Origin of the sequence: Aquimarina litoralis, assembly GCF_019295435.1 — a bacterium.
Classification (GTDB): Bacteria; Bacteroidota; Bacteroidia; order Flavobacteriales; family Flavobacteriaceae; genus Aquimarina; species Aquimarina litoralis_A.
Genome location: NZ_WEKL01000112.1, coordinates 22,040 through 46,334, shown reverse-complemented (window position 1 = coordinate 46,334; position 24,295 = coordinate 22,040). Strand labels below are relative to the sequence as shown.

General features: G+C 32.8%; 24 protein-coding genes. 7 read left to right on the top strand and 17 right to left on the bottom strand.

Translation table 11 applies throughout. The annotated features are described in order from the left end of the window. Positions 1 to 68: 68 nt before the first annotated feature. Complete coding sequence (locus GBO31_RS25885; protein WP_219011538.1) at positions 69 to 1,463, bottom strand: OmpA family protein; 1,395 nt, start codon at positions 1,461 to 1,463, stop codon at positions 69 to 71. Positions 1,464 to 1,747: 284 nt separating this feature from the next. Continuing rightward, complete coding sequence (locus tag GBO31_RS25880; RefSeq protein WP_219011537.1) at positions 1,748 to 4,900, bottom strand: UvrD-helicase domain-containing protein; 3,153 nt, start codon at positions 4,898 to 4,900, stop codon at positions 1,748 to 1,750. A 199-nt stretch (positions 4,901 to 5,099) separates the two neighbouring features. On the opposite strand from GBO31_RS25880, the gene GBO31_RS25875 reads away from it, so the two are divergent. Next, positions 5,100 to 5,708, top strand: coding sequence for a superoxide dismutase (locus GBO31_RS25875; RefSeq protein ID WP_219011536.1), 609 nt, complete (start codon positions 5,100 to 5,102; stop codon positions 5,706 to 5,708). A gap of 170 nt (positions 5,709 to 5,878) precedes the next feature. Further along, complete coding sequence (locus tag GBO31_RS25870; protein WP_219011535.1) at positions 5,879 to 6,877, top strand: DUF1028 domain-containing protein; 999 nt, start codon at positions 5,879 to 5,881, stop codon at positions 6,875 to 6,877. 212 nt (positions 6,878 to 7,089) lie between these two features. Here the strand turns inward: GBO31_RS25870 and GBO31_RS25865 are convergent, their stop codons facing one another. From GBO31_RS25865 to GBO31_RS25845, 5 genes are all read right to left on the bottom strand, one after another. Next, positions 7,090 to 8,991, bottom strand: coding sequence for an amidophosphoribosyltransferase (locus GBO31_RS25865; RefSeq protein WP_219011534.1), 1,902 nt, complete (start codon positions 8,989 to 8,991; stop codon positions 7,090 to 7,092). Between the two features lie 103 nt (positions 8,992 to 9,094). Beyond that, positions 9,095 to 10,024: a PfkB family carbohydrate kinase gene (locus GBO31_RS25860; protein ID WP_219011533.1), complete on the bottom strand. Its 930-nt coding sequence runs from the start codon at positions 10,022 to 10,024 to the stop codon at positions 9,095 to 9,097. A gap of 82 nt (positions 10,025 to 10,106) precedes the next feature. Further along, complete coding sequence (locus GBO31_RS25855; protein ID WP_219011532.1) at positions 10,107 to 10,703, bottom strand: hypothetical protein; 597 nt, start codon at positions 10,701 to 10,703, stop codon at positions 10,107 to 10,109. A 90-nt stretch (positions 10,704 to 10,793) separates the two neighbouring features. Then, the gene (locus tag GBO31_RS25850) at positions 10,794 to 11,429 is read right to left on the bottom strand and encodes a viroplasmin family protein (protein ID WP_219011531.1); all 636 of its coding nucleotides are present in this window, start codon (positions 11,427 to 11,429) and stop codon (positions 10,794 to 10,796) included. A 76-nt stretch (positions 11,430 to 11,505) separates the two neighbouring features. Then, on the bottom strand, positions 11,506 to 12,084 hold the full coding sequence (locus GBO31_RS25845; RefSeq protein ID WP_219011530.1) for a phosphoribosylglycinamide formyltransferase: 579 nt from the start codon (positions 12,082 to 12,084) through the stop codon (positions 11,506 to 11,508). Between the two features lie 179 nt (positions 12,085 to 12,263). Between GBO31_RS25845 and GBO31_RS25840 the strand changes: the two genes are divergently transcribed. From GBO31_RS25840 to pyk, 5 genes are all read left to right on the top strand, one after another. Further along, positions 12,264 to 12,497 (top strand): acyl carrier protein, encoded by a 234-nt coding sequence (locus GBO31_RS25840; RefSeq protein WP_027394586.1) that lies wholly within the window; start codon positions 12,264 to 12,266, stop codon positions 12,495 to 12,497. Positions 12,498 to 12,514: 17 nt separating this feature from the next. Continuing rightward, positions 12,515 to 13,768 (top strand): beta-ketoacyl-ACP synthase II, encoded by a 1,254-nt coding sequence (gene fabF, locus GBO31_RS25835; RefSeq protein ID WP_219011529.1) that lies wholly within the window; start codon positions 12,515 to 12,517, stop codon positions 13,766 to 13,768. A gap of 2 nt (positions 13,769 to 13,770) precedes the next feature. Further along, the gene (rnc, locus tag GBO31_RS25830; RefSeq protein WP_219011528.1) at positions 13,771 to 14,508 is read left to right on the top strand and encodes a ribonuclease III; all 738 of its coding nucleotides are present in this window, start codon (positions 13,771 to 13,773) and stop codon (positions 14,506 to 14,508) included. A 199-nt stretch (positions 14,509 to 14,707) separates the two neighbouring features. Further along, on the top strand, positions 14,708 to 15,202 hold the full coding sequence (locus tag GBO31_RS25825; RefSeq protein WP_219011527.1) for an IPExxxVDY family protein: 495 nt from the start codon (positions 14,708 to 14,710) through the stop codon (positions 15,200 to 15,202). Next, a complete protein-coding gene (gene pyk, locus GBO31_RS25820) occupies positions 15,202 to 16,629 on the top strand; it encodes a pyruvate kinase (RefSeq protein WP_219011526.1) in 1,428 nt (475 codons plus the stop codon). Before GBO31_RS25825 ends, pyk begins: the two co-directional genes overlap by 1 nt. Positions 16,630 to 16,691: 62 nt before the next feature. Here pyk and GBO31_RS25815 read toward each other — a convergent pair whose 3' ends face one another. From GBO31_RS25815 to GBO31_RS25770, 10 genes are all read right to left on the bottom strand, one after another. Then, positions 16,692 to 17,102, bottom strand: coding sequence for a response regulator (locus GBO31_RS25815; protein WP_219011525.1), 411 nt, complete (start codon positions 17,100 to 17,102; stop codon positions 16,692 to 16,694). Positions 17,103 to 17,120: 18 nt separating this feature from the next. Beyond that, complete coding sequence (locus GBO31_RS25810) at positions 17,121 to 18,572, bottom strand: PAS domain-containing sensor histidine kinase (protein WP_219011524.1); 1,452 nt, start codon at positions 18,570 to 18,572, stop codon at positions 17,121 to 17,123. A gap of 43 nt (positions 18,573 to 18,615) precedes the next feature. Further along, positions 18,616 to 19,011 (bottom strand): DUF2721 domain-containing protein, encoded by a 396-nt coding sequence (locus tag GBO31_RS25805; protein WP_219011523.1) that lies wholly within the window; start codon positions 19,009 to 19,011, stop codon positions 18,616 to 18,618. A gap of 59 nt (positions 19,012 to 19,070) precedes the next feature. Beyond that, positions 19,071 to 19,772, bottom strand: a complete 702-nt coding sequence (locus tag GBO31_RS25800) for a hypothetical protein (RefSeq protein ID WP_219011522.1) — start codon at positions 19,770 to 19,772, stop codon at positions 19,071 to 19,073. Between the two features lie 31 nt (positions 19,773 to 19,803). Beyond that, on the bottom strand, positions 19,804 to 20,538 hold the full coding sequence (locus tag GBO31_RS25795) for a hypothetical protein (RefSeq protein WP_219011521.1): 735 nt from the start codon (positions 20,536 to 20,538) through the stop codon (positions 19,804 to 19,806). 62 nt (positions 20,539 to 20,600) lie between these two features. After that, positions 20,601 to 20,930: a zinc-ribbon domain-containing protein gene (locus GBO31_RS25790; protein WP_219011520.1), complete on the bottom strand. Its 330-nt coding sequence runs from the start codon at positions 20,928 to 20,930 to the stop codon at positions 20,601 to 20,603. A gap of 160 nt (positions 20,931 to 21,090) precedes the next feature. After that, positions 21,091 to 21,651, bottom strand: a complete 561-nt coding sequence (locus tag GBO31_RS25785) for a collagen-like protein (protein WP_219011519.1) — start codon at positions 21,649 to 21,651, stop codon at positions 21,091 to 21,093. 132 nt (positions 21,652 to 21,783) lie between these two features. Next, on the bottom strand, positions 21,784 to 22,407 hold the full coding sequence (locus GBO31_RS25780; RefSeq protein ID WP_219011518.1) for a hypothetical protein: 624 nt from the start codon (positions 22,405 to 22,407) through the stop codon (positions 21,784 to 21,786). A 36-nt stretch (positions 22,408 to 22,443) separates the two neighbouring features. After that, the gene (locus GBO31_RS25775; protein WP_219011517.1) at positions 22,444 to 23,043 is read right to left on the bottom strand and encodes an SIMPL domain-containing protein; all 600 of its coding nucleotides are present in this window, start codon (positions 23,041 to 23,043) and stop codon (positions 22,444 to 22,446) included. Positions 23,044 to 23,132: 89 nt separating this feature from the next. Further along, positions 23,133 to 24,146 carry a Kelch repeat-containing protein gene (locus tag GBO31_RS25770; RefSeq protein WP_219011516.1) on the bottom strand — a complete coding sequence of 338 codons (1,014 nt, stop codon included), beginning with the start codon at positions 24,144 to 24,146 and terminating at the stop codon, positions 23,133 to 23,135. Positions 24,147 to 24,295 lie beyond the last annotated feature (149 nt).

Below are 24,295 nucleotides of genomic sequence, written 5' to 3'. Positions count from 1 at the left end.
AATAAAAAACGTCCCGAAAATTCGGGACGTTTTATCTATGTATTTATTAATACTTACTAAAGTAATACTTACTTTACTAAGTTGATCTCTACACGTCTGTTTTGTGCTCTACCTTTTCTAGTTTTGTTAGAAGCGATTGGTCTGCTTTCTCCATATCCAACAGCAGATAATCTGAACTGATCGATACCATTGCTAGTTAAGAAGTTCTTAACAGCATTAGCTCTTGCATCAGATAATTTTTGGTTGTTAGATTCTCTACCTTGACTATCAGTATGTCCTTCTACTGTAAACTTAGCAGTAGGGTATTCTTTTAAGATAGCGATGATATCGTTTAATACTTTAGTAGACTGATCTTTGATAGTAGATTTACCAGAGTCGAATAATACTTGAGCAGCATACTCATTTAATGTTTTCTGGATCTCTTCAGTTACTTCAGGACATCCGTTGTTAGCAACAGTACCAGCAACATCTGGACAGTTATCATCTTTGTCTAATACTCCGTCACCATCTTTATCTTGGTAAGGACATCCATTGTTTGCAGCTGGACCAGCTTCGTTTGGACAACCATCTTTAGAATCAGTGATTCCGTCTCCGTCTGCATCAGGACATCCGTTTAAGTTTGCTAAACCAGCAACTGTAGGACAGTCATCTTTAGGATCAGGGATTCCGTCACCGTCAGTATCAGCACATCCGTTAAATTCTGCAGTTCCAGCAACATCAGGACAATCATCCTTAGCATCAGTGATTCCGTCACCATCTGTATCAGGACATCCGTTAAATTCTGCTAAACCAGGAACGTCGATACATTCGTCATCTTTATCGAATACACCGTCACCGTCTGTATCTTTACCTCCAAATGAGAAAGTAAGACCTGCAGAGTGTTGGAAGTGAGTAGGAGGATAGTTTCCAGTCTCATAATCTTCAAACACATGCTTATAAGTAGTTTGTAAGTTAAAAGCTAAATTTTCAGTCAACCACAAATTAACACCTAAAGAACCATTTAATGTTCCAGCACCGATCTCATCAACCCAAGTGTAACCTCCACCTACACCTAAGTAAGGGTCTAACCATTTAGATTTTAAAGCATTTTTAAAGCTATAGCTAATTCTTGCGTCAGCAGCATAGTAAGATAAATCATCAGCACTTACGTTTGTACCATCAGGTGTTTCTCCTAATTTGTCAATTCTGTTAACTGTACCTGCAACAGTAAAGGTAAATCCATCTCCTATATATCTACCAACAGATAATTTAGAAACAGATGGAAGAATATTCCAGTGGTCGCTTGCGTTAAAAAACTCGTCAAAGATTTCTCCTTGTATAGGTAAATCTCCTCCAGTAGAAAATATATCAACAGCATTAACGCCAATCGATATAGCCCAAGGGTTGTTTTCATCCTGTGCATTCGCAGTACTAAACCCAAGTACTAATAACGAAGCCACTAAAAATCTGCTAAGATGTTTCATATTCAATAATTTAATTTTTAAGTGTTAATTAGAGCAAATGTAATATGTTAAAAATTACTGTCAAAGACAAAACTAATAAATTTTTATTAATAGGCCAGTGTCTATCGACCTTTGCGAAGTTTTTAAGAATTTATTTCACCTCTTTATTAACTCCTCAAATGCGAAAAAAACAACCTGATTAAGCAAAATTTACTGCTATAATTTCCTTAATTACGCTACAATTATAAGATAAAAATATTTTTTATCAGTAAATTTCTACTAGTAATTACGAAAATAATTGTTATTTAAACGTATTTTAAGTCGATTTTATCGTTGAAATACACAAGTATCTTGTTTTCTATTTCGTATCCCATCTGTAAAAGTAAAAAACCATACTTTTCTATTTGATTTGCATGAGAAGAGTTGTACTCTCCTGTCTTGTAATCAATTACAGTTGCTTTATTTTTTGAATCTATAACAATTCTATCTGGTCTATATACCTGACCGTTAGATAGAATATCCCTCTCATTCAGTATAAAATAGTCTTCAGAAAAATATTTAATGAGTTCTGGATGTTCCAAGACCTTCTTGATCTCATTGGATAACGATTTTTTGTCTAAATAGTTAACTACTCCTTTTTGGAAAGCACTTTCGACAACCTCTTCCAGATCTTCTATTGTATGTATAGATGCCATCATTTCGTGAATAAGATTTCCTTTTTCTATTGCTGTTTCCTGATCTGTATCCCAAAGTTTACTAGCATTTGTAACAATATTTACTTTGTATTGTCTCTTAGAGTTTTGTAATCTATTAAATACAATGTTTTTTGTTTTTTCTTGATCATGAACTTTATCATTAAAAGGTTTTTCAAACGTTCCGAAGTGATAACTTAATTGATCTTCACTCCATACCCCAATATGTTTCAGGTAATTAATAAGTTTCCCTGAAAATTTATTCGAATTACTTTCTCCTTTAGCATTCACCTCTAATTTAGAAATAATATACAACTGTTCTTCTGCTCTAGTTAATGCTACATATAAAATATTAAAGGCATCAAGCTCCAATTGTGATTGTCTTTCCTGAACAATTTTCTCTGCTTTTACTCCATGTTCTGATAACTCTTTGCTATAATTTACAAATACTTCTTCGAAATTATTAAAGCTTTTTTTAGAAATTGGAAGCCAAGATTTAGGTTCAATCTCTCGATAAATATCAATATTAGCATATGGATATATGACACAAGGAAACTCCAATCCCTTTGATTTGTGTATCGTCATTATCTGAATTGCTTCTTCTCCTTCTGGAGCAATAATGCTAAGTTTTTCCTTTTTTTGTTCCCAATATGACAAAAAACCTATAATCCCTTCTGCTTGTTTCTGTGTGTATCCGAAAACCGTATCCAGAAAAAATTGAATATAAGCCGGAGAACTTTCAGATAATCTAAAACTGTTAATAATATATTCTACAGCTTCATAAAAAGGTTTTGTATCTAATTTGTGAAAACTGAATTCAATGCCTAAGGAACCTATTTTTTCGCAAAACTCTTGTCGATTTGTAAAAACTAATTCATTAAAAAAAGGATGCTTTTGTCCAATTGAAAATTGTTCAGAAATAAAATACAATATCCCAGTTTTAGCCGAAAGTTCATTTGGATATATAAACCATGTTAGCATATCTATTATGAAACGAACTCTTGGATCGTTTTTAAGTAATAAGGTTTCTGAAGAAATTATCGGAAGGCCTTTCTCTGTTAAAAAATCTGCGATAAGTGTTCCCTCTTTTTGCTTTCTTGTTAAAACACAGATTTCATTTAACAGATAGCCTTTTTCCCTTAGTTCTAAAACGGATTCATAAACCTTTTCTGGATAAATCTCATTTTCCTCGGCAGTACCTTTAGCCTTTATAAAAGAAAGATTTACAAACCCTTCTTTTTTGTCATTGTATTCTTGATTATTTCCTAGTAAGTATAGTTTTTTATGTAAATCACTGCTAAAATCATTAGACAAAAATGTGAACAGATCATTATTAAATTTAATAACCTCTTTATGACTTCGATAGTTTTTTGGCAAGTCTAAAACTTGCTTTTCTTCTACTGAAAATGGATTTTTATCTAAGGAAAGATCAATAAACTGCTCAGCTTTTCCTCCTCTCCATCTGTAAATTGCCTGTTTGGCGTCACCAACAATCGTTAATTGTCCTCTCTTACCACTTAAGGTCTCAGAAGACATAGCATTGTCAATCAACGGTATGATATTGTTCCATTGTAATTCTGAAGTGTCCTGAAATTCATCAATAAAATAATCCCGATATCGTTCTCCTAAGCGCTCATATATAAAAGGGGCTGGCTGATCCTGAATAGCTTCGCTGATAATCTTATTAAACTCTGATATTAACAATATGCTTCTTTCGCTTTTTATAAGCTGCAACTCTTTATTAATGAGATTCAATACCGAAAGAGGCACTAGGTTTTTGATAATGTTATCGTACAATTTTATATTCAACATTTGTTGTTTTGTATTCAAAAACACTTTTTCAATTATCGTACGTAAGCTATCTATAGCCTGTTTTTTATCATCTTCTAGTTTAGCTCCATAAAATGAAGCAACTTGAATATTTTGTTTCCATGCTGCTTTAAAATCAACCTTAGTTTCACCTTTTGCTAATTTTTGAAAATGAGCTGGAATTGATCCTCTTGTAAAGTCTTTATGATCCAACCCATTATTTTGTATTTGATTCAGTACATCTTCAGAACTTGATACCACCTCCTTTTTCGCTTCAGAAATTTTTTGAAATAAATTTTTCTTCAGGTTTTCAAAATCCTCAGAAGTTTTATTGGATACTTTATCTAGGTGCATTCTATCATTTTCACTAAATAAAAGGCGAGCTATTTTATTTAGCTCAACGGTTATATCCCAGTTTTTATCATCTTCCAATTTACTTAATGCAAAATCAATGATAATATCTGTAAGTTCTTTATCCTCTCCAACTTTTGCTATTATCGCATCTACAGACTCTTCAACCAACGATTCTGTATCCATTTCAATTTCAAAATTCATTGGTATTCCCAAATCTCTAGCGAAGGTTCGAATAACTCGATGCGTAAACGTATCAATAGTTACAATATCAAAAGCAGCATAATTATGCAAAATACTTTTTAGTACTCGATCTGACTTTTGTTTTATGACATACTCATCAATTCCGGTTTCATGTGCAATATCTTCTAATAAAGCCTGATATTTTTGGGAAGGATTGGTTTTGCTTATTCCTACGAGATTTTCCAAAACCCTAGTTTTCATTTCAGCAACAGCCTTGTTAGTAAATGTAATTGCTAAAATGTTTTTATAAGTATCCCTGTATTCACCTGTTAAAAGTGAAATTAGGTATGCTTTCACCAAAGTATAGGTTTTACCGGCTCCAGCAGCAGCATTGTAAATGGTGAAAGGATATTTAGAATTCAAGTTAGTTTTTTTACTAAAGTATCAAAAAAGTGTAGTTTTCAAATAAGAATAATCGCAAAAATAAGTGAAGTCGAAATATGATCCATCAGGGATTTATAAAAATTCTGATTTAATTAATTTATAACAAATATTAATTTTTATTCATAACTCTTATTCCTAAATTTGGTTTCATTTTTTCTTATTAACTAAAAAATAGATTATGTCATTTGAATTACCAAAATTAAACTATGCCTTTGACGCATTAGAACCAAATATAGATGCACGTACTATGGAGATTCATCATGATAAGCATCATGCTGGATATACAAGTAAGTTAAATGCTGCTATTGAAGGTACTGATTTAGAAGGCAAGACTATCGAAAATATTCTTATTAACTTAGATATGTCTAATGGTGCTGTTAGAAACAATGGTGGAGGTTATTATAATCACTGTCTATTCTGGGAGGTTATGTCTCCAAACGGTGGCGGAGCTCCTTCTGGAGAACTTGCGGAAGCTATTAATAGTGCTTTTGGTTCTTTTGATGCATTTAAAGATGCTTTTTCTAAAGCAGCTGCAACACAATTTGGTTCTGGATGGGCATGGTTATGTGTTCAAGAAGGAGGTAAAGTAGAAGTATGTGCTACTCCTAATCAGGATAATCCTTTAATGCCTAATGTAGGATGTGGAGGAACTCCAATTTTAGGGTTAGATGTTTGGGAACATGCATATTATTTGAACTATCAAAATCGCAGACCAGATTATATCAATGCATTCTTTAATGTAATTAACTGGGACGAAGTTTCTACTAGATATGCTCAAGGAAAATAACTTATATTTTTTCTAAAATAGAGAACCACCAAACCTGTAAAGTTTGGTGGTTTTTTTTAGACCTTTTTCTAATTGTTAAATAATGTATCATATAATGATTTTAGTATAGGGAAAAACTGTTGATAGCTGTTATTAGTATAGAAAACTCTCTTAACTTAAAACTCATAATTATGAAAACACTCAGTCAACTGTTTTTTTGTGTTGCCTGTATTTTACTTTTAAGTTTCTCATCTTCTGCTCAACACACCTTTTCAATTGTAGCCGTAGATCCTGATACAGGAGAAATAGGAAGTGCTGGTGCCACTTGTATTGCCGCTGAAGATGGTGCGCAAACTGTTAGTGTAATCGTACTGGGCAAAGGAGCTATTAACACACAGTCTTTTTGGGATCCTCGAAATCAAAATAATGCAACCGACAGGATGGAAGCAGGGGATTCTCCACAACAAATTATGGATTGGCTTGTGGATAATGACATAAATAACGATCCTTCAACAAGGCAATATATTGCTGTTGATCTTAATGGAGGAAGTCCAAGAAGTGCTGGATATACAGGTACAGATTGTTTTAGAGAATTTGTTCATGTTACAGGACCTAATTATGCAATTGCAGGAAATATTCTTATTTCCGAAGATGTAATAACCGATATGGAAACTGCATTTTTAAATACTAATGGTTCGTTAGCGGATAAACTGATGGCGGCAATGCAAGGCGCCAAAAGACCTGGAGCAGATGAAAGATGTTTAAATAATGGTATAAGCTCTGCATCAGCATACATCAGAGTGGCTGACCCAAATGATACTGATAATAGTTACGGAAATCTGACTTTGGATCTAAATGTATGGGTGACCTCGACAATTTTTGAACCAATTGATGCTTTACAAGATTTATATAATGCTACTTTAAGCACTGTTGATTTCAGTGCGAATGATTCTGATATAATAATCTCTCCTAATCCTGCTCAAGATGTAATAGCTATTAATGTTGGTGATCAGATTATGGATAGTTATCAAATTCTAAATGTTTCTGGTAAAATCATTAAAAACCAAAGCATAAAAACGCTTGAAAACAATCTTTTCATAGATGTTAGAGGTTATGCGAAAGGAACATACTTCATTCGTCTATATGATAAAGAACATCATGTTTTAAATAAAAGAATAGTGATAAAATAATGGAATGGATAACTAAAAAAGTATATAAAATAAAAAAAGGTGGAAAGTCCACCTTTTTTTGCCCCAAATCTACCATGAACTTAACCTACTTATGCTATGGCTCTGCTAATATAAAGCGTTATTTCATTGTGGAAAAATGTTTTAGATGAAAAGCTAAAATACTTGTTGAAATACACAAATTAACTGATTTTAACAGCGCGCTAATTTGTTTTTTAATATGCTCTTTCATCTTTTCCTTCAAAAAAGTTAATAAATGCCTTATTTACAACTCTATTTCCTCCAACTGTAGGATAATCTCCAGTAAAATACCAGTCTCCTAAGTTTTTTGGACATGCTTTATGCAGGTTATCTACTGTTTGATAAATTATTTTTATTTCTGCACCTACTGTTTCATCACTTAACAGCTCTGCTATTTTATCACTAATCTCCTGATCGGAGAAGCCTTCATATATTTCCTTTACATAATTATGAACTTGCTCATCGGCTAAATTTTCTTGGGCTTTACATTTTTTGTAAACTTCTTCTACTAAGCCATAATTACCATTCTCTTTTAATAATTCTAAAGAAGCTTTAAATGCGATTAACCCTTCAAGTCTTGCCATGTCGATTCCATAACAATCAGGATAACGTATCTGTGGTGCTGATGAAACTATAATTATTTTTTTAGGTTTTAATCTATCCAGCATTTTAATGATACTCTTTTTAAGAGTAGTTCCTCTTACAATACTATCATCTATTATTACCAGATTATCTTCTTCTCGTTTTACCACTCCATATGTAACATCATATACGTGGGCAACTAAATCATCTCTACTACTATCTTCCGTAATAAATGTTCGTAGTTTAGCATCTTTTATTGCTAACTTCTCAGTTCTTAATCTTGTAGAAAGGATTTCTGATAATCGCTCATCTGTTAATGAATCTTTTTCAGCAAGTATGGTTTCGTTTTTTTGCTTATTAAGTTCATCTTGTGCTGCTTCTACCATTCCATAAAAAGAGGTTTCAGCTGTATTAGGAATAAAAGAGAACACTGTATTTACAGTATCATGATCAATCTCTTTTAACACCTGTGGCATTATTAGCTTTCCTAGATTTTTTCGTTCTTCATAAATCTCAGCATCACTTCCTCTGGAAAAATAAATACGCTCAAAGGAACATGCCTTCCTTTCTAAGGGGTCTATAATTTTATTTATAGTTGTTTTTCCGTTTTTCTTAACAATGATTGCCTTTCCTGGATCTAATTCAATCACTTTGTCAAAAGGAACATTAAATACGGTTTGAATCACAGGTCTTTCTGAAGCTACGACTACAACTTCATCATCCTGATAATAATAAGCAGGTCTTATTCCTGCAGGATCTCTAAGAACAAATGCATCTCCATGTCCTAACATTCCAGCCATCGCATAACCACCATCCCAGTCTTTGGAGGATTTCTTAAGGATCTTTGCCACGTTTAATCTTTCTACAATTTGAGGGGAAGCATCTACCTTACTAAAACCTTCTTTTTTAAGTTTTTTATAAAGTTTGGCTACTTCAGAATCTAAAAAGTGGCCTATCTTTTCCATCACTGTTACCGTATCCACATGATCTTTTGGATGCTGACCTAATCGTACAAGATTTTCAAATAATACGTTATTATTCGTCATATTAAAATTACCTGCCACGATAAGATTACGATGCATCCAATTGTTTTGTCTTAAAAATGGATGTACACTTTCTACGCTATTTTTACCAAAAGTTCCATATCGCACATGTCCTAGTAATGCCTCTCCAATATATGGGATGTTTTTTTTCTGTAAATCTACATCATCTGCATACTCAGGATTTTCTACCAATTCTTTATTTATCCTTTCATTTATTTGAGAAAAAATATCCTGAATAGGTTGTGATGCACTAGATCGTACTCTACTTATGTATCGTTGTCCTGGAGGCGTATCTAATTTTACACTTGCAAATCCAGCTCCATCTTGTCCGCGATTATGCTGTTTTTCCATCATAAGATACATTTTATTTACTCCATAAAATGCACTACCATATTTTTCCTTGTAATATTCTAATGGTTTTAGTAATCTAATAAATGCTATTCCGCATTCATGTTTTAAGGCATCACTCATTGTATTCCAAAAATTCTATTGTTGTGTTGTAGTAGGTTATCCAATTAAATTGCTAATTAAAAAAGCCCTCACACATAAATGAGAAGGCTTGATCATTTTATAATTAAGACAATTCTATTTCGAATTGTGTTAGTTCCTTAAACTGCTGAAGTCGTTTTTGAACTTCTTCTCTTTCTAAATTTTCCATTCTTTCAGTTCCAAATTTCTCTACACAAAACGAGGCTAAATTCGATGCATGAATTATAGCATTTTTCATGTTTTCAAAAGAAAGGTTTCCAGTTTTGGTTAAATATCCTGCAAAACCTCCTGCAAAAGTATCACCAGCTCCTGTAGGATCGAAAACTTCTTCTAACGGTAATGCTGGAGCAAAGAAAATTTGATCCTCATGGAATAACAAAGCTCCGTGTTCCCCTTTTTTAATTACCACATACTTTGGTCCCATTTTTTCTATTACTCTTGCTGCTTTTACTAAGGAGTATTCTCCACTTAATTGTCTTGCTTCTTCATCATTGATGGTAATCACATCCACTTTAGCAATCACTTTATGCAAGTCGTTTATAAAAGCATCTTCCATCCAAAAGTTCATAGTGTCTAGTATAGCCAACTTAGGCTTCGTAGTAAACTGTTCTAAAACACTTAGTTGTACCAATGGATTAAGATTACCCAATACCACTATTTCCGCATCTTTGTAACTTTCAGGAACTACAGGTTGAAAATCTGCTAATACATTCAATTGTGTTTCTAAAGTATCTCTTGAATTTAAGTCATTATGATATTTACCGCTCCAGAAAAAAGTTTTACCTCCTTTTACAATCTCTATTGCAGAGGTATCAATATTTTTTGCCTCTAATGTTTTGAAATAATCTTTAGGAAAATCTTCTCCTACGACCGAAACAATTGCAGAGGGAATATTAAAGTTTGAAGCAGAAAGGGCAATATAAGGTGCTGCGCCACCCAATATTTTATCTGTTTTGCCAAAAGGTGTCTCTATAGCATCAAAAGCGACAGAACCTACTATAAGTAATTTGCTCATAAAATAGCTTAATAATTTTTTGCAAATATACACTTTACTTTTCAAGCAATTCTATATAAAGTAAAGACTTATAACATCATCATTACGAATCTACATTTTCTAATTTATTTCTTAGCTCAGTAAAAGTTCTAAACGGCCCAGAAATTAACAAAGTGTTTGTTATAAAAGGAGGCAAGGTTCCTTCTGGATTTATATATAGTTGCTGTGTTATTTTTACATGATCTCCCTGATTTTCTAATAACCAAAACCCAGACAGTTCTTGAACTCGTAAAGTGTTTTTTAAAATAGGCAATTGTTTAGGAGCTGCATCAATATTTAATTTAATAATGTTTTTGGATATTTCTTGTACATTAATTTTAGAAACCACATCACGATTTTTGATAGGCCATGGAAACTCATTCCTAACATAAAATAAATACTCTTTTTTGTTAGTTACTTTTATAAGATGACTTATTCCTTCCTGGCAATTATTCATATACGCTGGCGCTGTTAGTAGTTCATCCAAGACATTATCCAACGCTGTATCTATTATTGTTGTGGCTTTGTACTCTTTAAAAGGACTATCTGCTACATCTCTTACCCATATCTTGATTTGATCTTTGTTTTTTACGAGATCCCAATTTTCTTGACTATAATTAAGAAAAGGTATTAACAGTACTAAAAAGCAAATCTTTTGCATATCAAACAGTTTTTATCACAAAAGCTTAGTAGTATAAACCTGCAATTAACTTACAGATCCTGCTTGTTAAAATGGTTTTAAAAATAGATGTTATTTTCTACCAAAATCTGCTGGAATTTCGCCCCAAGCTTTAGTTTCCCACTTAACAATTTTTGTAGTATAGGTATTTTCTTTAAGCCAAATGATAGCGCGATCTACTAAGTCAAACATTGCTGCGTTTTTAGCACACCTCTTTAGTTTGGTTTTACAAGTTTTTTGTCTAATCCAACCCATGGCAATTTTAGAATCTGTATACAGAATTCTGTCACTCCCTTTCTTTTTGAGATATGCCAATCCATGCACTAATGCTAAAAACTCACCAATGTTATTCGTTCCTTGCGGAAAAGGTCCTTGATGGAATAATTGTTTTTCCGTTTGCGTATCGACTCCTCTGTATTCCATTTTACCGGGGTTTCCGCTTGAAGCAGCATCCACAGCAATAGAGTATAAATTGGGTTCCCCTATTTTTGAAAGTTGTTCTGGAGTAAGTGAGGCTTTGGGTTTGCTTTTTCCTTTATAATCTTCATAATTCCCATTGTAAGCTTTTTTCGCTAAATCGAAAGATTCAAAAGATTTATATTTTGCATTGGCATATCCTTTAACAGCTGCTTTGCAATCATTCCATTTATTATAAATTCCGGGTCTATGCCCTTCCCAAACAACATAAAACTTTTCTTTCTTAGCCATGTTTTTGACAACTATAAATTTAGTATGCGTATTATTTAAAGAGTTCTTAACTAAAGAATATTATCTACTGAAAGTATTAGATTTTATCTCTTAAACCTAACACCTTTTCAATAACGACAGGAAAGTATTTATATTCTAATGTATGAATTGCCTTTGCTAAATCTTCGGCAGAATCATTCTCATTTATGGTCGTTTCTGTCTGAAAAATAATACCTCCTTCATCATAATGCTCATTCACAAAATGAATTGTAATTCCACTTTCTTTTTCTTTATTTCTGATTACAGCTTCATGTACATGATTTCCATACATACCTTTTCCTCCATATTTCGGAAGCAATGCTGGATGGATATTAATCACTTTATCAGGAAAAACATCAATAATCTTTTTAGGAAATATCCATAAGAAACCTGCCAAAACAATGATGTCAGGTTCTGCATCTTTTAATACATTTAGTACTTCATTAGAGTCGTAAAATGACTCTTTGTCAAAGTGTAACGCCTGTACATTTAAGTCATGAGCGCGTTTTAAAACTTTGGCACGCAGGTTGTTAGAGAACACATGTGTTACCACGGCATTTTTTCGTTTTTGAAAGTACTTAATTATATTTTCGGCATTGGTACCAGAGCCGGAAGCAAAAATTATGATACGCTTCATAGAGTTAGAGTGTTAATTTAGAGAGCACAAAAAAAATAATTATTATCCATTTTTAGGCAGCAAAAAGCCAATACTTCCATATATTTGACAAATTACAAATACATTTTTATAGGATTGTGGGGTTTTAAAATAAAGTTTTTTATTTTTGCGACCTAATTAAAAAATTAAAATTAAACATTATGTCAGACATTGCATCAAGAGTAAAAGCGATAATCGTTGACAAATTAGGAGTAGACGAAAACGAGGTTGTAACTGAGGCTAGCTTCACAAACGACCTAGGCGCTGATTCGTTAGACACTGTAGAATTGATTATGGAATTCGAAAAGGAATTCGATATTCAGATTCCAGATGATCAAGCTGAGAACATTGCAACAGTTGGTCAAGCAATATCTTATATTGAAGACGCAAAGTAATAACTTCACAATATAATATGAATCTTAAGCGAGTTGTAGTCACAGGACTAGGGGCATTAACGCCTATCGGTAACAACATTTCAGAGTATTGGGATGGATTAGCAAATGGTAAGAGCGGATGTGCTCCCATCACTTATTTTGATACCGAAAATTTCAAGACTAAATTTGCTTGCGAAGTCAAAAATTATAATCCCACAGATTATTTCGATCGAAAAGACGCACGAAAACTAGACAAATTCGCACAGTATGCTATTGTTGCTTCAGAAGAAGCAATTAAAGATGCTGCTATTGACCTTGAGAAGGTTGACAAATTTAGAGTTGGTGTTATATGGGGTGCTGGTATTGGTGGATTAGAAACTTTTCAAGAAGAAGTAATTGGATATGCTAATGGAAATGGAACTCCTCGTTTCAATCCATTTTTTATTCCAAAAATGATCGCTGATATAGCTCCAGGACATATTTCGATAAGAAATGGTTTTATGGGACCAAACTATACCACGGTTTCTGCTTGCGCCTCTTCGGCAAATTCAATGATAGATGCATTAAACTATATTCGTTTAGGACATTGCGATATTATTGTTACCGGAGGAAGTGAAGCAGCAGTTACTATTGCTGGTATGGGAGGATTTAATGCAATGCACGCACTATCTACAAGAAATGAAAGTCCAGAATCCGCTTCCAGACCTTTTGATGCAACCAGAGATGGTTTTGTTTTAGGAGAAGGTGGTGGCGCTTTAATTCTTGAAGAATATGAACATGCAAAAGCACGTGGTGCTAAAATATACGCAGAAGTTGTTGGTGGCGGAATGTCTAGTGATGCTTATCACATGACCGCTCCACATCCTGATGGTATTGGAGTAGAACGTGTAATGCTTAACTGTTTAAGAGATGCAGGTGTTCAACCAGAACAAGTTGATGCTATAAACACTCACGGAACATCTACACCATTAGGAGATGTTGCAGAATTGAAAGCAATTACAAAGGTATTTGGTGATCACGCGCAGAACATTAATATAAATTCAACAAAATCTATGACTGGACACTTACTAGGTGCTGCTGGTGCGATTGAAGCTATTGCTTCTATTCTAGCAATGCAAAATAGTTTAGTTCCTCCGACAATCAATCACACAACTGTGGATGAAAATATAGATCCTACGTTGAATTTGACCTTAAATAAAGCTCAAAAGCGTGAAATTACATACGCTATGAGCAATACATTTGGCTTCGGAGGTCATAATGCTTGTGTATTATTTAAAAAATTAGACGAATAATAATGAGTGTTATTCGCAACATATTAAATTCCCGCTCTGATAAGAACGGGAATTTTTTTTCTAAAATTCAGAATATTTTGGGTTTTAAACCTAAGAATATTGGTCCTTATGAAAAAGCTTTTACGCATAGATCTCTCAATCTTAAGGACAAAAAAGGAAATGCAATCAACTACGAAAGATTAGAATTTCTTGGAGATGCCATGCTAAGCAGTGTTATAGCCGCACACTTATTTAAAGAAGTTCCTGAGGGCAATGAGGGCTATCTTACTAAAATGCGCGCCAAAGTAGTAAGTAGGAAACACTTAAATGAATTAGGAAAAGATCTTAAATTAATAGATCTTGTTCGAACCAATATTCCAAAATCTCAATTTGGAATAAATATCCACGGTAATTTATTTGAAGCTTTGATTGGTGCTATCTATTTAGATAGGGGTTTTGTTTATTGTGAACGCTTTATACATGAATCTGTTATTAATCCCTATGTAGATATAGAAAGTCTGGAAGGGCAGATTATTAGTTATAAGAGTTTATTGATAGAATGGTGTCAAAAAGTTAAAAAGAATTTTAATTATGAAATCTATGAGGATACTGGAAAAGATGAAATGAAACATTTTGCGGTAAAACTCTGGATTGATGAAAAAGTAGTGGCAAAAGCCAGAGCGACCTCTAAGAAAAAAGCAGAAGAAAAAGCCTCCAAAAGAGCATATTTTGCATTTCAGTCCAAAATCAATTTTCCATAAAATATAGCTTTTCTTTCATTTCTATTTCAATAAGCTGTTAATAGGTTATTAAATTCGCATTTTATCCTTCATTTGGCATCCAGTTTCCTAAAAGATACTAACTCAATCGTTTTCGTATAATATCTTTATCTTTTATTAAACTTCTAAGGAGATTTTATTTGTATATTTCTCGATAATTATAGAAAAACCGTAAATTCTAATGGCAATTCAAAGGCTAGTTTTAGATACTATTCTGGATGATGATTATGAGCTTATTGCAGTTCATAGTTCATTAGCTCCATATCGATTAGCTTTTGTATTAAATAAATATATGGATTTACGTCTTTTCAGAAAAAAAGAAGATGTCAATTTTGAATATGATATGTACACGGCAAATTTTCCTTTGTTTCAATATCATGATCATTTTAGATACAATACATATAGTCTTTTGGGAAATAAATTTAAAACAAAAATTAAATCTGACACTATAGCGACTGAAGGTTTATTCGCATCAACCGCTACCGATCGGGCTATTTCTGAATATCTTATTCCTGAACTAAAAAATGTAGATTATTTTTTAAAAATAGAAGCTGAAACTTCTCAGTTTTCAAGTAAATCTCTCATAGCAAATTTACTTACTATTCCACAGATTGTAACAGCTTATACTGTGGATTATACTCAACTTAAATCAAAGAACAACTTAATATTTGAATAATGCCAAACTCCAAAAAAACTAAGATTGTGGCAACGCTTGGACCCGCTACAAGCACGAAAGATGTCCTAAAAAAAATGCTAGAAGCAGGTGTAAACGTTTTTAGGATCAACTTTTCTCATGCCGATTATGAAGATGTAAAGGAGCGTGTAAAAATGATCCGTGACTTAAATGCTAAACATGGATTTAATGCAGCTATTTTAGCAGACTTACAAGGTCCCAAATTACGAGTTGGTGTCATGAAAGGTGATGTCATTGTTAATGATGGAGATTCTATAAATTTTGTTACTGGACAACCTTTTGAAGGAACTTCGGAAAGTGTATATATGAATTATGATAATTTTCCGAAAGATGTAAAATCAGGAGAACGAATTTTACTGGATGATGGGAAATTAATTTTTGAAGTTCTTTCTTCAAATAATAAAGATACTGTTAAAGCTAAAGTGATTCAAGGAGGCCCTTTAAAATCGAAGAAAGGAGTCAATTTACCGAATACTAATATTTCTTTACCAGCACTTACTGAAAAGGATGTTAAAGATGCCATTTTTGCTTGTAGCCTAGAAGTAGATTGGATTGCTTTATCTTTTGTTAGACATGCACAGGATCTTATCGAGTTACAAGATCTTATCAAAGAACATAGTAAGCATAAAATTCCAATTGTTGCCAAAATCGAAAAACCGGAAGGTGTCGAAAATATCGATAAGATTGTTGCCTATTGTGATGGACTTATGGTAGCAAGAGGAGATCTTGGAGTAGAAATTCCTGCTCAAGAGGTTCCTTTAATTCAGAAAAAATTAGTGCTAAGAGCTAAAACTGCAAGGATCCCTGTAATTATTGCAACACAAATGATGGAGACTATGATTGATAGCTTAACTCCAACACGTGCAGAAGTAAACGATGTGGCCAATTCTGTAATGGATGGAGCTGATGCGGTAATGTTATCTGGAGAAACTTCGGTAGGTAAATACCCTGTTCAGGTTATTGCTACGATGACAAAAATTATCAATAGTGTAGAGAACTCTGAGCTTATTCAGGTTCCGCAGGATCCTCCACACATAAGAACAAATAGATTTATCACTAAATCGATTTGTTATCATGCTGCTCATATGGCAAATGATATTAACGCCAAAGCTATCTGTACTTTGACCAATAGTGGTTATACGGCTTTTCAGATTTCTGCATGGAGACCTGGAGCTCATATTTTAGTATTTACAAGCAATAGAAGAATACTTTCACAACTTAGTCTTCTTTGGGGAGTGAAAGCATTTTATTATGATAAATATGTGAGTACCGACGAAACCGTTCATGATGTTAATAATCTAGCGTTAGAAAGAGGTTTTGTAGATAAAGGTGACATGCTTATTAACCTTGCAGCTATGCCAGTAGCAGAAAAAGGAATGGTAAATACCTTAAGAGTATCACTCATGTAAAAGAGTATAGAATTTATACATGCAAAAAGACTTCTGAATTATCATCAGAAGTCTTTTTGTTTTTAGGTAGAAGTACTAAAAATAACTTCTAAATCTTCAATGGTTATAGGTTTAATTAAATAGTCTTTGACTCCTTTGATACTTTTTGCTTTATGAATATCTACTGGGTTGATAGAAGAACTCACAATATAGAGCGTAATAACTTTCCCAAACTTATTTTTAATAGAACAAAATTGTTCTAAAAACTGCCATCCATCCATTACAGGCATATTCAAATCGAGAAAAATTATTTCTGGTAGATTTTCCTCATCCATATTACTCAGAATAGCTTCGAAATAGTTTAAGGCCTCTTTTCCATTCTCAAAAACCAATAAGTTTTTACAAAGATGTTTGGCTTCAATTATTCGTTTTACCAAATTTACATAGACACTATCATCATCGATAATACATGCTATTCCTATTTTATCGCCCATTATATAAGAATTGTGTGTTTAAAATTTTATAGTAAAAGTTGTTCCTTCATTGACTTCACTATCTACCGTTATAGAACCATCTAGTGATTCCACCTGATTTTTGGTCATGAATAATCCAATGCCAACAGCATCTTTATTATAGTGAAAGGTCTTATACATACCAAAAACTTTATCCTTAAAAAGAACCAAATCTATTCCTCTTCCGTTATCTGAAACTTTTAAATATTTATCACCATTTTCATTATATGTTTTTATAATAATTACAGGATCTCTATCAGGATGTTTGTACTTGATAGCATTCGTAATTAAATTCAGTAAGATACTTTCTAAATAAGCAGGTATATAGTCAATTTGTCTTATTTCACTAAAATCAGAACGAATTTGGCAATTACTATTACTAATCATATGGCTAATTCCATTAACCACTAAGTTAAGTGCTTCTTTAAATTCTACAGAAACTCTTTCTTGCTTATTATTTGTTTGTATGGTTACAACTTCATTAAGGTGTTCTATCGTAGTATTCAGATTATCAGAAATTGTCTTTACTTCTTTTATGAGTCCTTCTTTTTCTTTAGGATCTTCAATGTCTTCTATAAGTTGAACTAATAACGACAAATTACTAGTATGTGATCTGAGATTATGAGAAACGATATGTGCAAAATTAAATAGCCTTGAATTCTGAGCAGCTATAATATCTACTGATTTCTGTAGACTAATTTCTTTTCTTTTAATTTCGTCTATATCCTGAAAAACACCTCGAATACCTATTATTTCCTTACCTTCATTATAAATTGGTTTTCCGATTGCTCTTGCCCAAAACTCTCTTTTGGTAGCGGTAACCATTTTAATTTCAGTATTAAAAGGGGTTCCCATCATAGCACAATTAAAAAAGCAATCTGCTGCAAGTTGTCTTTGATCTTCAGCGTAATAATCTGCTGAATCTTTTAAAGAAGGTTTATAATCCTCAGGATATTCTAAAATTCTGTAAGTTTCAAAATCCCAATAGCTTTCTTTTTTCTGAAAATCTACATACCAACTTCCGGTAGAAGTCATCTGAGCTGTCTCTTTATAATAAAAGTTATCCTTTTTTATCGTTCGATCAGGCTCTATTTTCGTTTCGAAAAAAAATAAAAATTGTATTCCAGCTTTTATATTTACTGGTAATTCATCATTCGTAGCACATCGAAACAATAGATACTTTCCATTTTTGTTACGAATCTTAATGTGCTGCTTAAAATTGATATTATTGTTTTGATAATTAAGGAAATTATCCCTGAAAAGTGCTACGTCTTCTTCATGGATAAGCTTAGCTATGAAATAATCAAAATTCGACTGAACATCTTCTTTGGAATATCCTAGAACTTCATAAAATTTATCTGACCAATTTTCTCTATACGGATCCTTCAGCAATTGCCAATAACCCGTATTGAAATCTTGCATTACATTATTAAAAAGTTCATTCTGGAGCATCTAAGGTTGGTTAAAAATAAATATCCTAACAAGATAAGAATTTCTAATTATTTTCTTCTATTCTATCTAACCTTATTGACAATGCTTTGGTGGAAATTTGCACCTCAACAAATGATAAAAAAAGTGAAATCATTAATGCAAAAAGGCTTATTCCAAATATTATATTGGCTAAGTTATTTTTTTCTACATACAATAAAAACATTGTGATTACACTAGTAAGAAAACTGATAATTGCTATTGCTTGCATATTTCTTATGAGCCACAATCGTTTTCTCAAGTTCTTAATTTGTAATCCCGTGTTTTTTGATGGAGCATCTAGATATTCTTTGTGTAATTGTCTTATCAGTGCTGCTATTGCTAGATATCTTGCATTATAAGCTAACATGGTCAAAGAAATCGCAGGAAAAAGCAATGCCGGAATACTCATTGTAAGTGTCATACGCAAATGATTTTGACACTAAGGTACTTCAATTTTGTAAGAGGGTTGCTCAAAATGAGCTAGTCATTCTCAAAACTGAATAATCCCATCACATTTTCTACTTCATTATCTTCATTCAAACCTGTTCCCCATCGACCTTCAAAACCTCCGCTTGAAGCAAACATAAAACCTACCATAACAATTTCTTTTGGTGGACTTTCATTGGTAGAAAAATTAACAATTACTGTAGAGCCGTCTGCTGTCCAATTTCCTACACCTTCAAAATTAGATCCATCCGACGCAATTAAATCAGCTGTTCCATCTTCTGATAATACCATACTAGTATCATTTATGATTCCTGAAAAATCTGGTTCATCGGAAGTATCCGTATTAAACCCTCCAATAAACAAACCATTTTTGAAATTGTTTATTAGTGTGATCCTTTCAGTAGCTGTTTGAGTAGCATTAACCGCAGTGATAATAATATCTTTTTCTCCTAAAGGAACTCGATTATCCCAAGAGATAACACCTGTCAGTTTATCTATAAAGATTACTCTACCTACCAAATCATCATCGCCAGGCATTGTTAAAGTTGTGGCAGAAAATGTTCCTTCATTTCCAAACCAATTTATTTGTGGAGCCGTTGTTTCTCCAGCTTGTCGAAATGTAATCTCGACAATACTTTGATCATAGTTAATATTTAATGTGTTTGAAGAATCATCATCATTACTACAAGCAAACTGTAGACTAATCAATAGTAAACTGTATATTGTTTTTTTCATTTTTCTTATTTTTTAATAAAAGAATTGCTTTTTACAGGCTGTCATTAAAACTAAATGCTCCCATCAACTCTTCCATATTATCATTTTCATCCAATCCTTTTCCCCACAAACCAGAAAAAACAATTGGTGGATCACTATTTATTTCATGCACTAAAACCCCTTTCATTACCAGATCTTCTCCAGGATAATCAATATGTGTGTATACAACTATAATTTCATTTCCCTCTGAAGCCCAAAGACCATCACCAATAACAGTTGAATCGAATTCAGAAAGTAGTGTTACAATACCATCGTTACGTAGTTGTAGAAGCACGTCATTATCAAAACCGGATATAAAAGGATCGTCTGATGTATCATTATTAAATCCTCCAGTAAAAAATCCAAATCTACCATTAAACTCATTGTTAATCGTTATTTCGGTCATTCCTATTCCGAATTGATTAGAAGCCGAAATGGTTATTTTACTTTCACCAAGCGGTAAAAAGTTATTCCAACTTAGTACACCTGTTTCAGAATCAATAAAAACGGAGCTATCAACAAGATCTACTTCGTCTGATGTTAAAGAACTTGCTGAGAATGTGCCTTTTTCTCCTAGCCAATCTACTACTGGAACTAAAGTTTGCCCTTCTTCTAAAAAACCGATCTCAAATGTGCTTTGTTCATACTTAATGTTTAATACTTCTAAAGTAACTGTATCGTCATCATTATTGCAGGCCTGGATAATTACCAAAAAGAGTAATGCTCCTATTTGTTTTATTCTTTTCATCTTTATTTCATTTTTTGATAAGCAACATTATGCACTTGTGCGATTAATAGTGGATCAACTTACTATTTCGCCRATAATGCTGCCCAAATAATTGTAACTATCAGTATTCCTAAGCCTGTAAATTGCCAAAATGGCCCTTTAGCTTTGCTTTTTAATTCATCATATTCTTTTCGAATAGATGCGGGCATTTCTTTTGTGTAGAGGACATTTTTACAATGCTGACATTGAGATAATCCCTTTTTTCCTATCGGGAATAAGGGAATCCAGAAAATATGAGCATGTCTCCTAAATACAGATAATGTCAATGAACCTTTAGTTCCACAACTGGGACAACTTGATTCAGTCGATTGCTTGGAGGATATATGTACTGCTTTGCTACCGTAAATTATCATAGTTTTATTTTCTTATTTTGTTGAAGTCTCAGTCTCAAACAGCAAGTTTTGTCTCCAAAACTCACTGTTTTAAAAAAGGGGTAGTAGGAAACTTATTAGAAAAGGAGTTTTATTTCTGTATAGAGAAATATTCAATATAATCATGAATAACTTCTAATATCTAATCATTAATATTGAAAAAATCAGTTATTTCTTTATAAGACATCTTTTCAAGATACTGAGCGGATTTACCAGCGGCTTGTCCTCCAGGAATGATAATATATTTGTACTCGTCAAAATCATCAAAATCATTGTTATCAGAACCAGGAGCAAAACCAACTAGTCTAATCTCTCCATCATTGATAGTAAAAGTATATCGTACTCCTGATCCTGTTGTGTAAGGAAGAGGGAATACCTCAACACCAGTAAAAATTAAGTTATCTCCTCTACCAAATACTAAAACGGCGCTAGTCTCTAAGTCTATATTTAAAGCAGTAATTTCATCTTGATCCGCAAGTGTAGCGATTTTTTGAAGTAATCCACCACCAGGAGAAAAACCATTAGTTATCCAATCTGAATAGATAACATTTGCTGTTCCTGTTTCTCCTTGAGTTCCTTGATCACCCTGTTCTCCTTGAGGCCCTTGTTCTCCTTGAGGTCCTACAGCTCCATCTTCTCCTTCACAAGAAATAACACTTACAGATAATAAAAGAACTACCAGACATCCAATTAAATTTTTCATTGCTTTCATTTTATAAAAGTATTTATGATTATGTCACAAACTTAAAATGAAGGGCTTATCTCTATATCCGAAATGTTTGAAATTCAATAAATCAGGACTTTTTTAGGGGTAATTACCGGTGATGAAATAGAACTAATGTAATTCTTTACAAGAAATAAGCTGCTTTAAAGAAGTATCTAATTGATGTTGCTTCCATAAAGAGACATCTTCTTTTATAGCCAAGGGGTTTTGATCAGATTTAATGTACTCTTCTACAGATTTTACGATAGGGGAGTTATAGTCTTTAATTTTGAGTATAGATTTTCCACCGGGATTGCTGAATTTACCCTCATATTCATAGCAAAATACAACAACTTTATCTCCTTTTGTTATATCACTTTGAGCAAAACAATCAGAAACAAAATAGTTTTCCTCTTTAAAAGTATCTTTTGCAAGTGAAGTTGCATATAGTACATCACTAATTTTTATGACTCCTTTTTGAGAAACGTAATGTTCTTCTTTTTTCTTTTCATAAACTTGATCAACAATACCTAAAAACACTAAACTATATCGTTCTCCACAGTTTCCTATAAATGGGCCTGTCTGTGGCCACCAATATGTATATCCAACATGTAATGTGTCCAATTTTGAAACTGATTCTTTTTCAATTGGACTATTAGTAGATACTGGCTTTAATTTATGAGCATTCTTACTGCAACCTGTACAAATTAAAACAAACAGCATAGTACTTATAATATGTGTTTTACGAAACTTCATTTCTTTTTTTAAAACAAAAACCTTTCTTTAGAGATATTACTCTATCTCAAAAGTAACTTTTACATGATATTTAATGGGTTCTTTAATTCTATTACTATAATAATTTTGGGTTTTGTAGTTTATATCTTCTATAGTTTTTATTGTACCAATTCTTTTATTCAACTTTTCGACAATTTTCTGTGCTTTATCCTTTGCGTCTTCTATTGCAAAATTCGTTAATACGCTACTTTCTTCATTCGTCATTTGTTTGGCAATAATATCTATTCTAGAATTCGACCCTTTCATTTTCTTACTTAAAATCTTACGAACTTCTTCTAAAGAGGTAGTAACATAAAAATAAAACCTCGCATTCGTATATTCATGAGATGTAATTCTATACATCAGATCTTCTCTAAATTTACTAAAATCAACACCTTCTTTGCTTAACATGGAAGCATATTCTTTTTCCAGTTGTTCTACACTTTTTGCTTCACTATTTCCATAATTATCTGCAAAAATCTCTCTGAATTCGACATTTACCACATAATTATTGATATTGATTGTCTTTGTGGCTTCCCCAATTACTGTAATTGTACTTTTGTCCTGCGCTACACTAATGTTAACGCAAAAAGTTAAAATAAATAATAAATATTTCATGACTTTATAATATTAATTTAGGTTTTACATAAAAAGCAATGCATTGCCCTCGTTTTTTACTAAATGTTTCATACATACATCGTAAGTGTTTAGTTATATCCCCAGACATCATCATAATAGTCATTAGGAGCATTTATGTTTACTCTAAACCCATTTAAAACCCATAATTTCTCATCAAAATACATTGAGGAGTGATAGGCTCTTGGCGAAAAAGTTTCTTTAACATTTACTAATTCCCAAGCAATTCCATCCTGACTAAACCAGATATCATTAAAATAATTATGACTAGGGCCAACTCCTGCAGTAAGCCACATTCCTTTTTCATTAGCCGTTACCGCATGATGTCTTCTTGGAGAAAATTGCGTGTTAGGAGATGCTAGATTCCATACAAATCCATTATCTGAGTACCAAACATCATTCAAGTAATTATTGTTTTGATCAATCCCTCCAATCACCCAGATTCGATTATTGTATACTACTGTTGCATGTCCATATCGCCTTCCGAACGGAGCTAAATTGGTGATCAAGTTCCAATCATTCCCATCTGTTACCCAAACATCACCATTTATAGTTGCTTGGCTTCGTCCTCCTATTAGGAACATTCTTCCATTAAAACTGGTAAAAGTGTGATATCTTCTAGGAGAAAAAGGACCGTTTGCTGTAGCTTGAACCCATTCTTTGCCATTTTTGCTTTGCCATACATCATTGTATAAATTGGCTCCCTGCATACCACCTACTATCCACATACGGTTTTTAGTACTTGTCATTGCATGTCCATATCTGGGATCAAAATTGGCTGATGGATTTATAGCTTTCCAGTTCAACCCATCTTCACTACACCAAACATCATTGAAGGTTGTTTGATTTTCAATTCCGCCAATTAGCCACATTTTCTTATTAAATACTGTAGAACTGTGAGCTGATCTCCCACCATAAAGAGTTTCTTCATTGACAGTAACACTCGAAAAACTAGTGTTTTTTGAAGATATTTGTTGGTCTGATACAGCGGTGTTTCCATTATTTATTAATTCTTCTGGTTCGCAACTGGACAAGAAAAACAATATAAAAAGAAAACTGTATAGCTGGCAATATCGGTTTTTCATTAGAATGCTATTTTTTTTTATGCATTCAAGTTACATTGAAGCATTCTTATGAATGTCCGATAAGATTGAATATCAAAAAATCCGGATAAATATGCTAGATAAAAAAGGATCCTCATTAGGATGGTTGGATTGTATAATGAGGATCCGAT

Coding starts and splice junctions, on each gene's coding strand:
- GBO31_RS25800 (WP_219011522.1), bottom strand. CDS start 19,772: ATGAAAAAAACAATATACAGTTTACTATTGATTAGTCTACAGTTTGCT.
- GBO31_RS25855 (WP_219011532.1), bottom strand. CDS start 10,703: ATGCAAAAGATTTGCTTTTTAGTACTGTTAATACCTTTTCTTAATTAT.
- GBO31_RS25875 (WP_219011536.1), top strand. CDS start 5,100: ATGTCATTTGAATTACCAAAATTAAACTATGCCTTTGACGCATTAGAA.
- GBO31_RS25805 (WP_219011523.1), bottom strand. CDS start 19,011: ATGACACTTACAATGAGTATTCCGGCATTGCTTTTTCCTGCGATTTCT.
- GBO31_RS25840 (WP_027394586.1), top strand. CDS start 12,264: ATGTCAGACATTGCATCAAGAGTAAAAGCGATAATCGTTGACAAATTA.
- GBO31_RS25780 (WP_219011518.1), bottom strand. CDS start 22,407: ATGAAGTTTCGTAAAACACATATTATAAGTACTATGCTGTTTGTTTTA.
- GBO31_RS25850 (WP_219011531.1), bottom strand. CDS start 11,429: ATGGCTAAGAAAGAAAAGTTTTATGTTGTTTGGGAAGGGCATAGACCC.
- GBO31_RS25885 (WP_219011538.1), bottom strand. CDS start 1,463: ATGAAACATCTTAGCAGATTTTTAGTGGCTTCGTTATTAGTACTTGGG.
- GBO31_RS25860 (WP_219011533.1), bottom strand. CDS start 10,024: ATGAGCAAATTACTTATAGTAGGTTCTGTCGCTTTTGATGCTATAGAG.
- GBO31_RS25795 (WP_219011521.1), bottom strand. CDS start 20,538: ATGAAAAGAATAAAACAAATAGGAGCATTACTCTTTTTGGTAATTATC.
- fabF (WP_219011529.1), top strand. CDS start 12,515: ATGAATCTTAAGCGAGTTGTAGTCACAGGACTAGGGGCATTAACGCCT.
- GBO31_RS25770 (WP_219011516.1), bottom strand. CDS start 24,146: ATGAAAAACCGATATTGCCAGCTATACAGTTTTCTTTTTATATTGTTT.
- GBO31_RS25810 (WP_219011524.1), bottom strand. CDS start 18,572: ATGCTCCAGAATGAACTTTTTAATAATGTAATGCAAGATTTCAATACG.
- GBO31_RS25845 (WP_219011530.1), bottom strand. CDS start 12,084: ATGAAGCGTATCATAATTTTTGCTTCCGGCTCTGGTACCAATGCCGAA.
- rnc (WP_219011528.1), top strand. CDS start 13,771: ATGAGTGTTATTCGCAACATATTAAATTCCCGCTCTGATAAGAACGGG.
- GBO31_RS25865 (WP_219011534.1), bottom strand. CDS start 8,991: ATGAGTGATGCCTTAAAACATGAATGCGGAATAGCATTTATTAGATTA.
- pyk (WP_219011526.1), top strand. CDS start 15,202: ATGCCAAACTCCAAAAAAACTAAGATTGTGGCAACGCTTGGACCCGCT.
- GBO31_RS25825 (WP_219011527.1), top strand. CDS start 14,708: ATGGCAATTCAAAGGCTAGTTTTAGATACTATTCTGGATGATGATTAT.
- GBO31_RS25785 (WP_219011519.1), bottom strand. CDS start 21,651: ATGAAAAATTTAATTGGATGTCTGGTAGTTCTTTTATTATCTGTAAGT.
- GBO31_RS25815 (WP_219011525.1), bottom strand. CDS start 17,102: ATGGGCGATAAAATAGGAATAGCATGTATTATCGATGATGATAGTGTC.
- GBO31_RS25775 (WP_219011517.1), bottom strand. CDS start 23,043: ATGAAATATTTATTATTTATTTTAACTTTTTGCGTTAACATTAGTGTA.
- GBO31_RS25870 (WP_219011535.1), top strand. CDS start 5,879: ATGAAAACACTCAGTCAACTGTTTTTTTGTGTTGCCTGTATTTTACTT.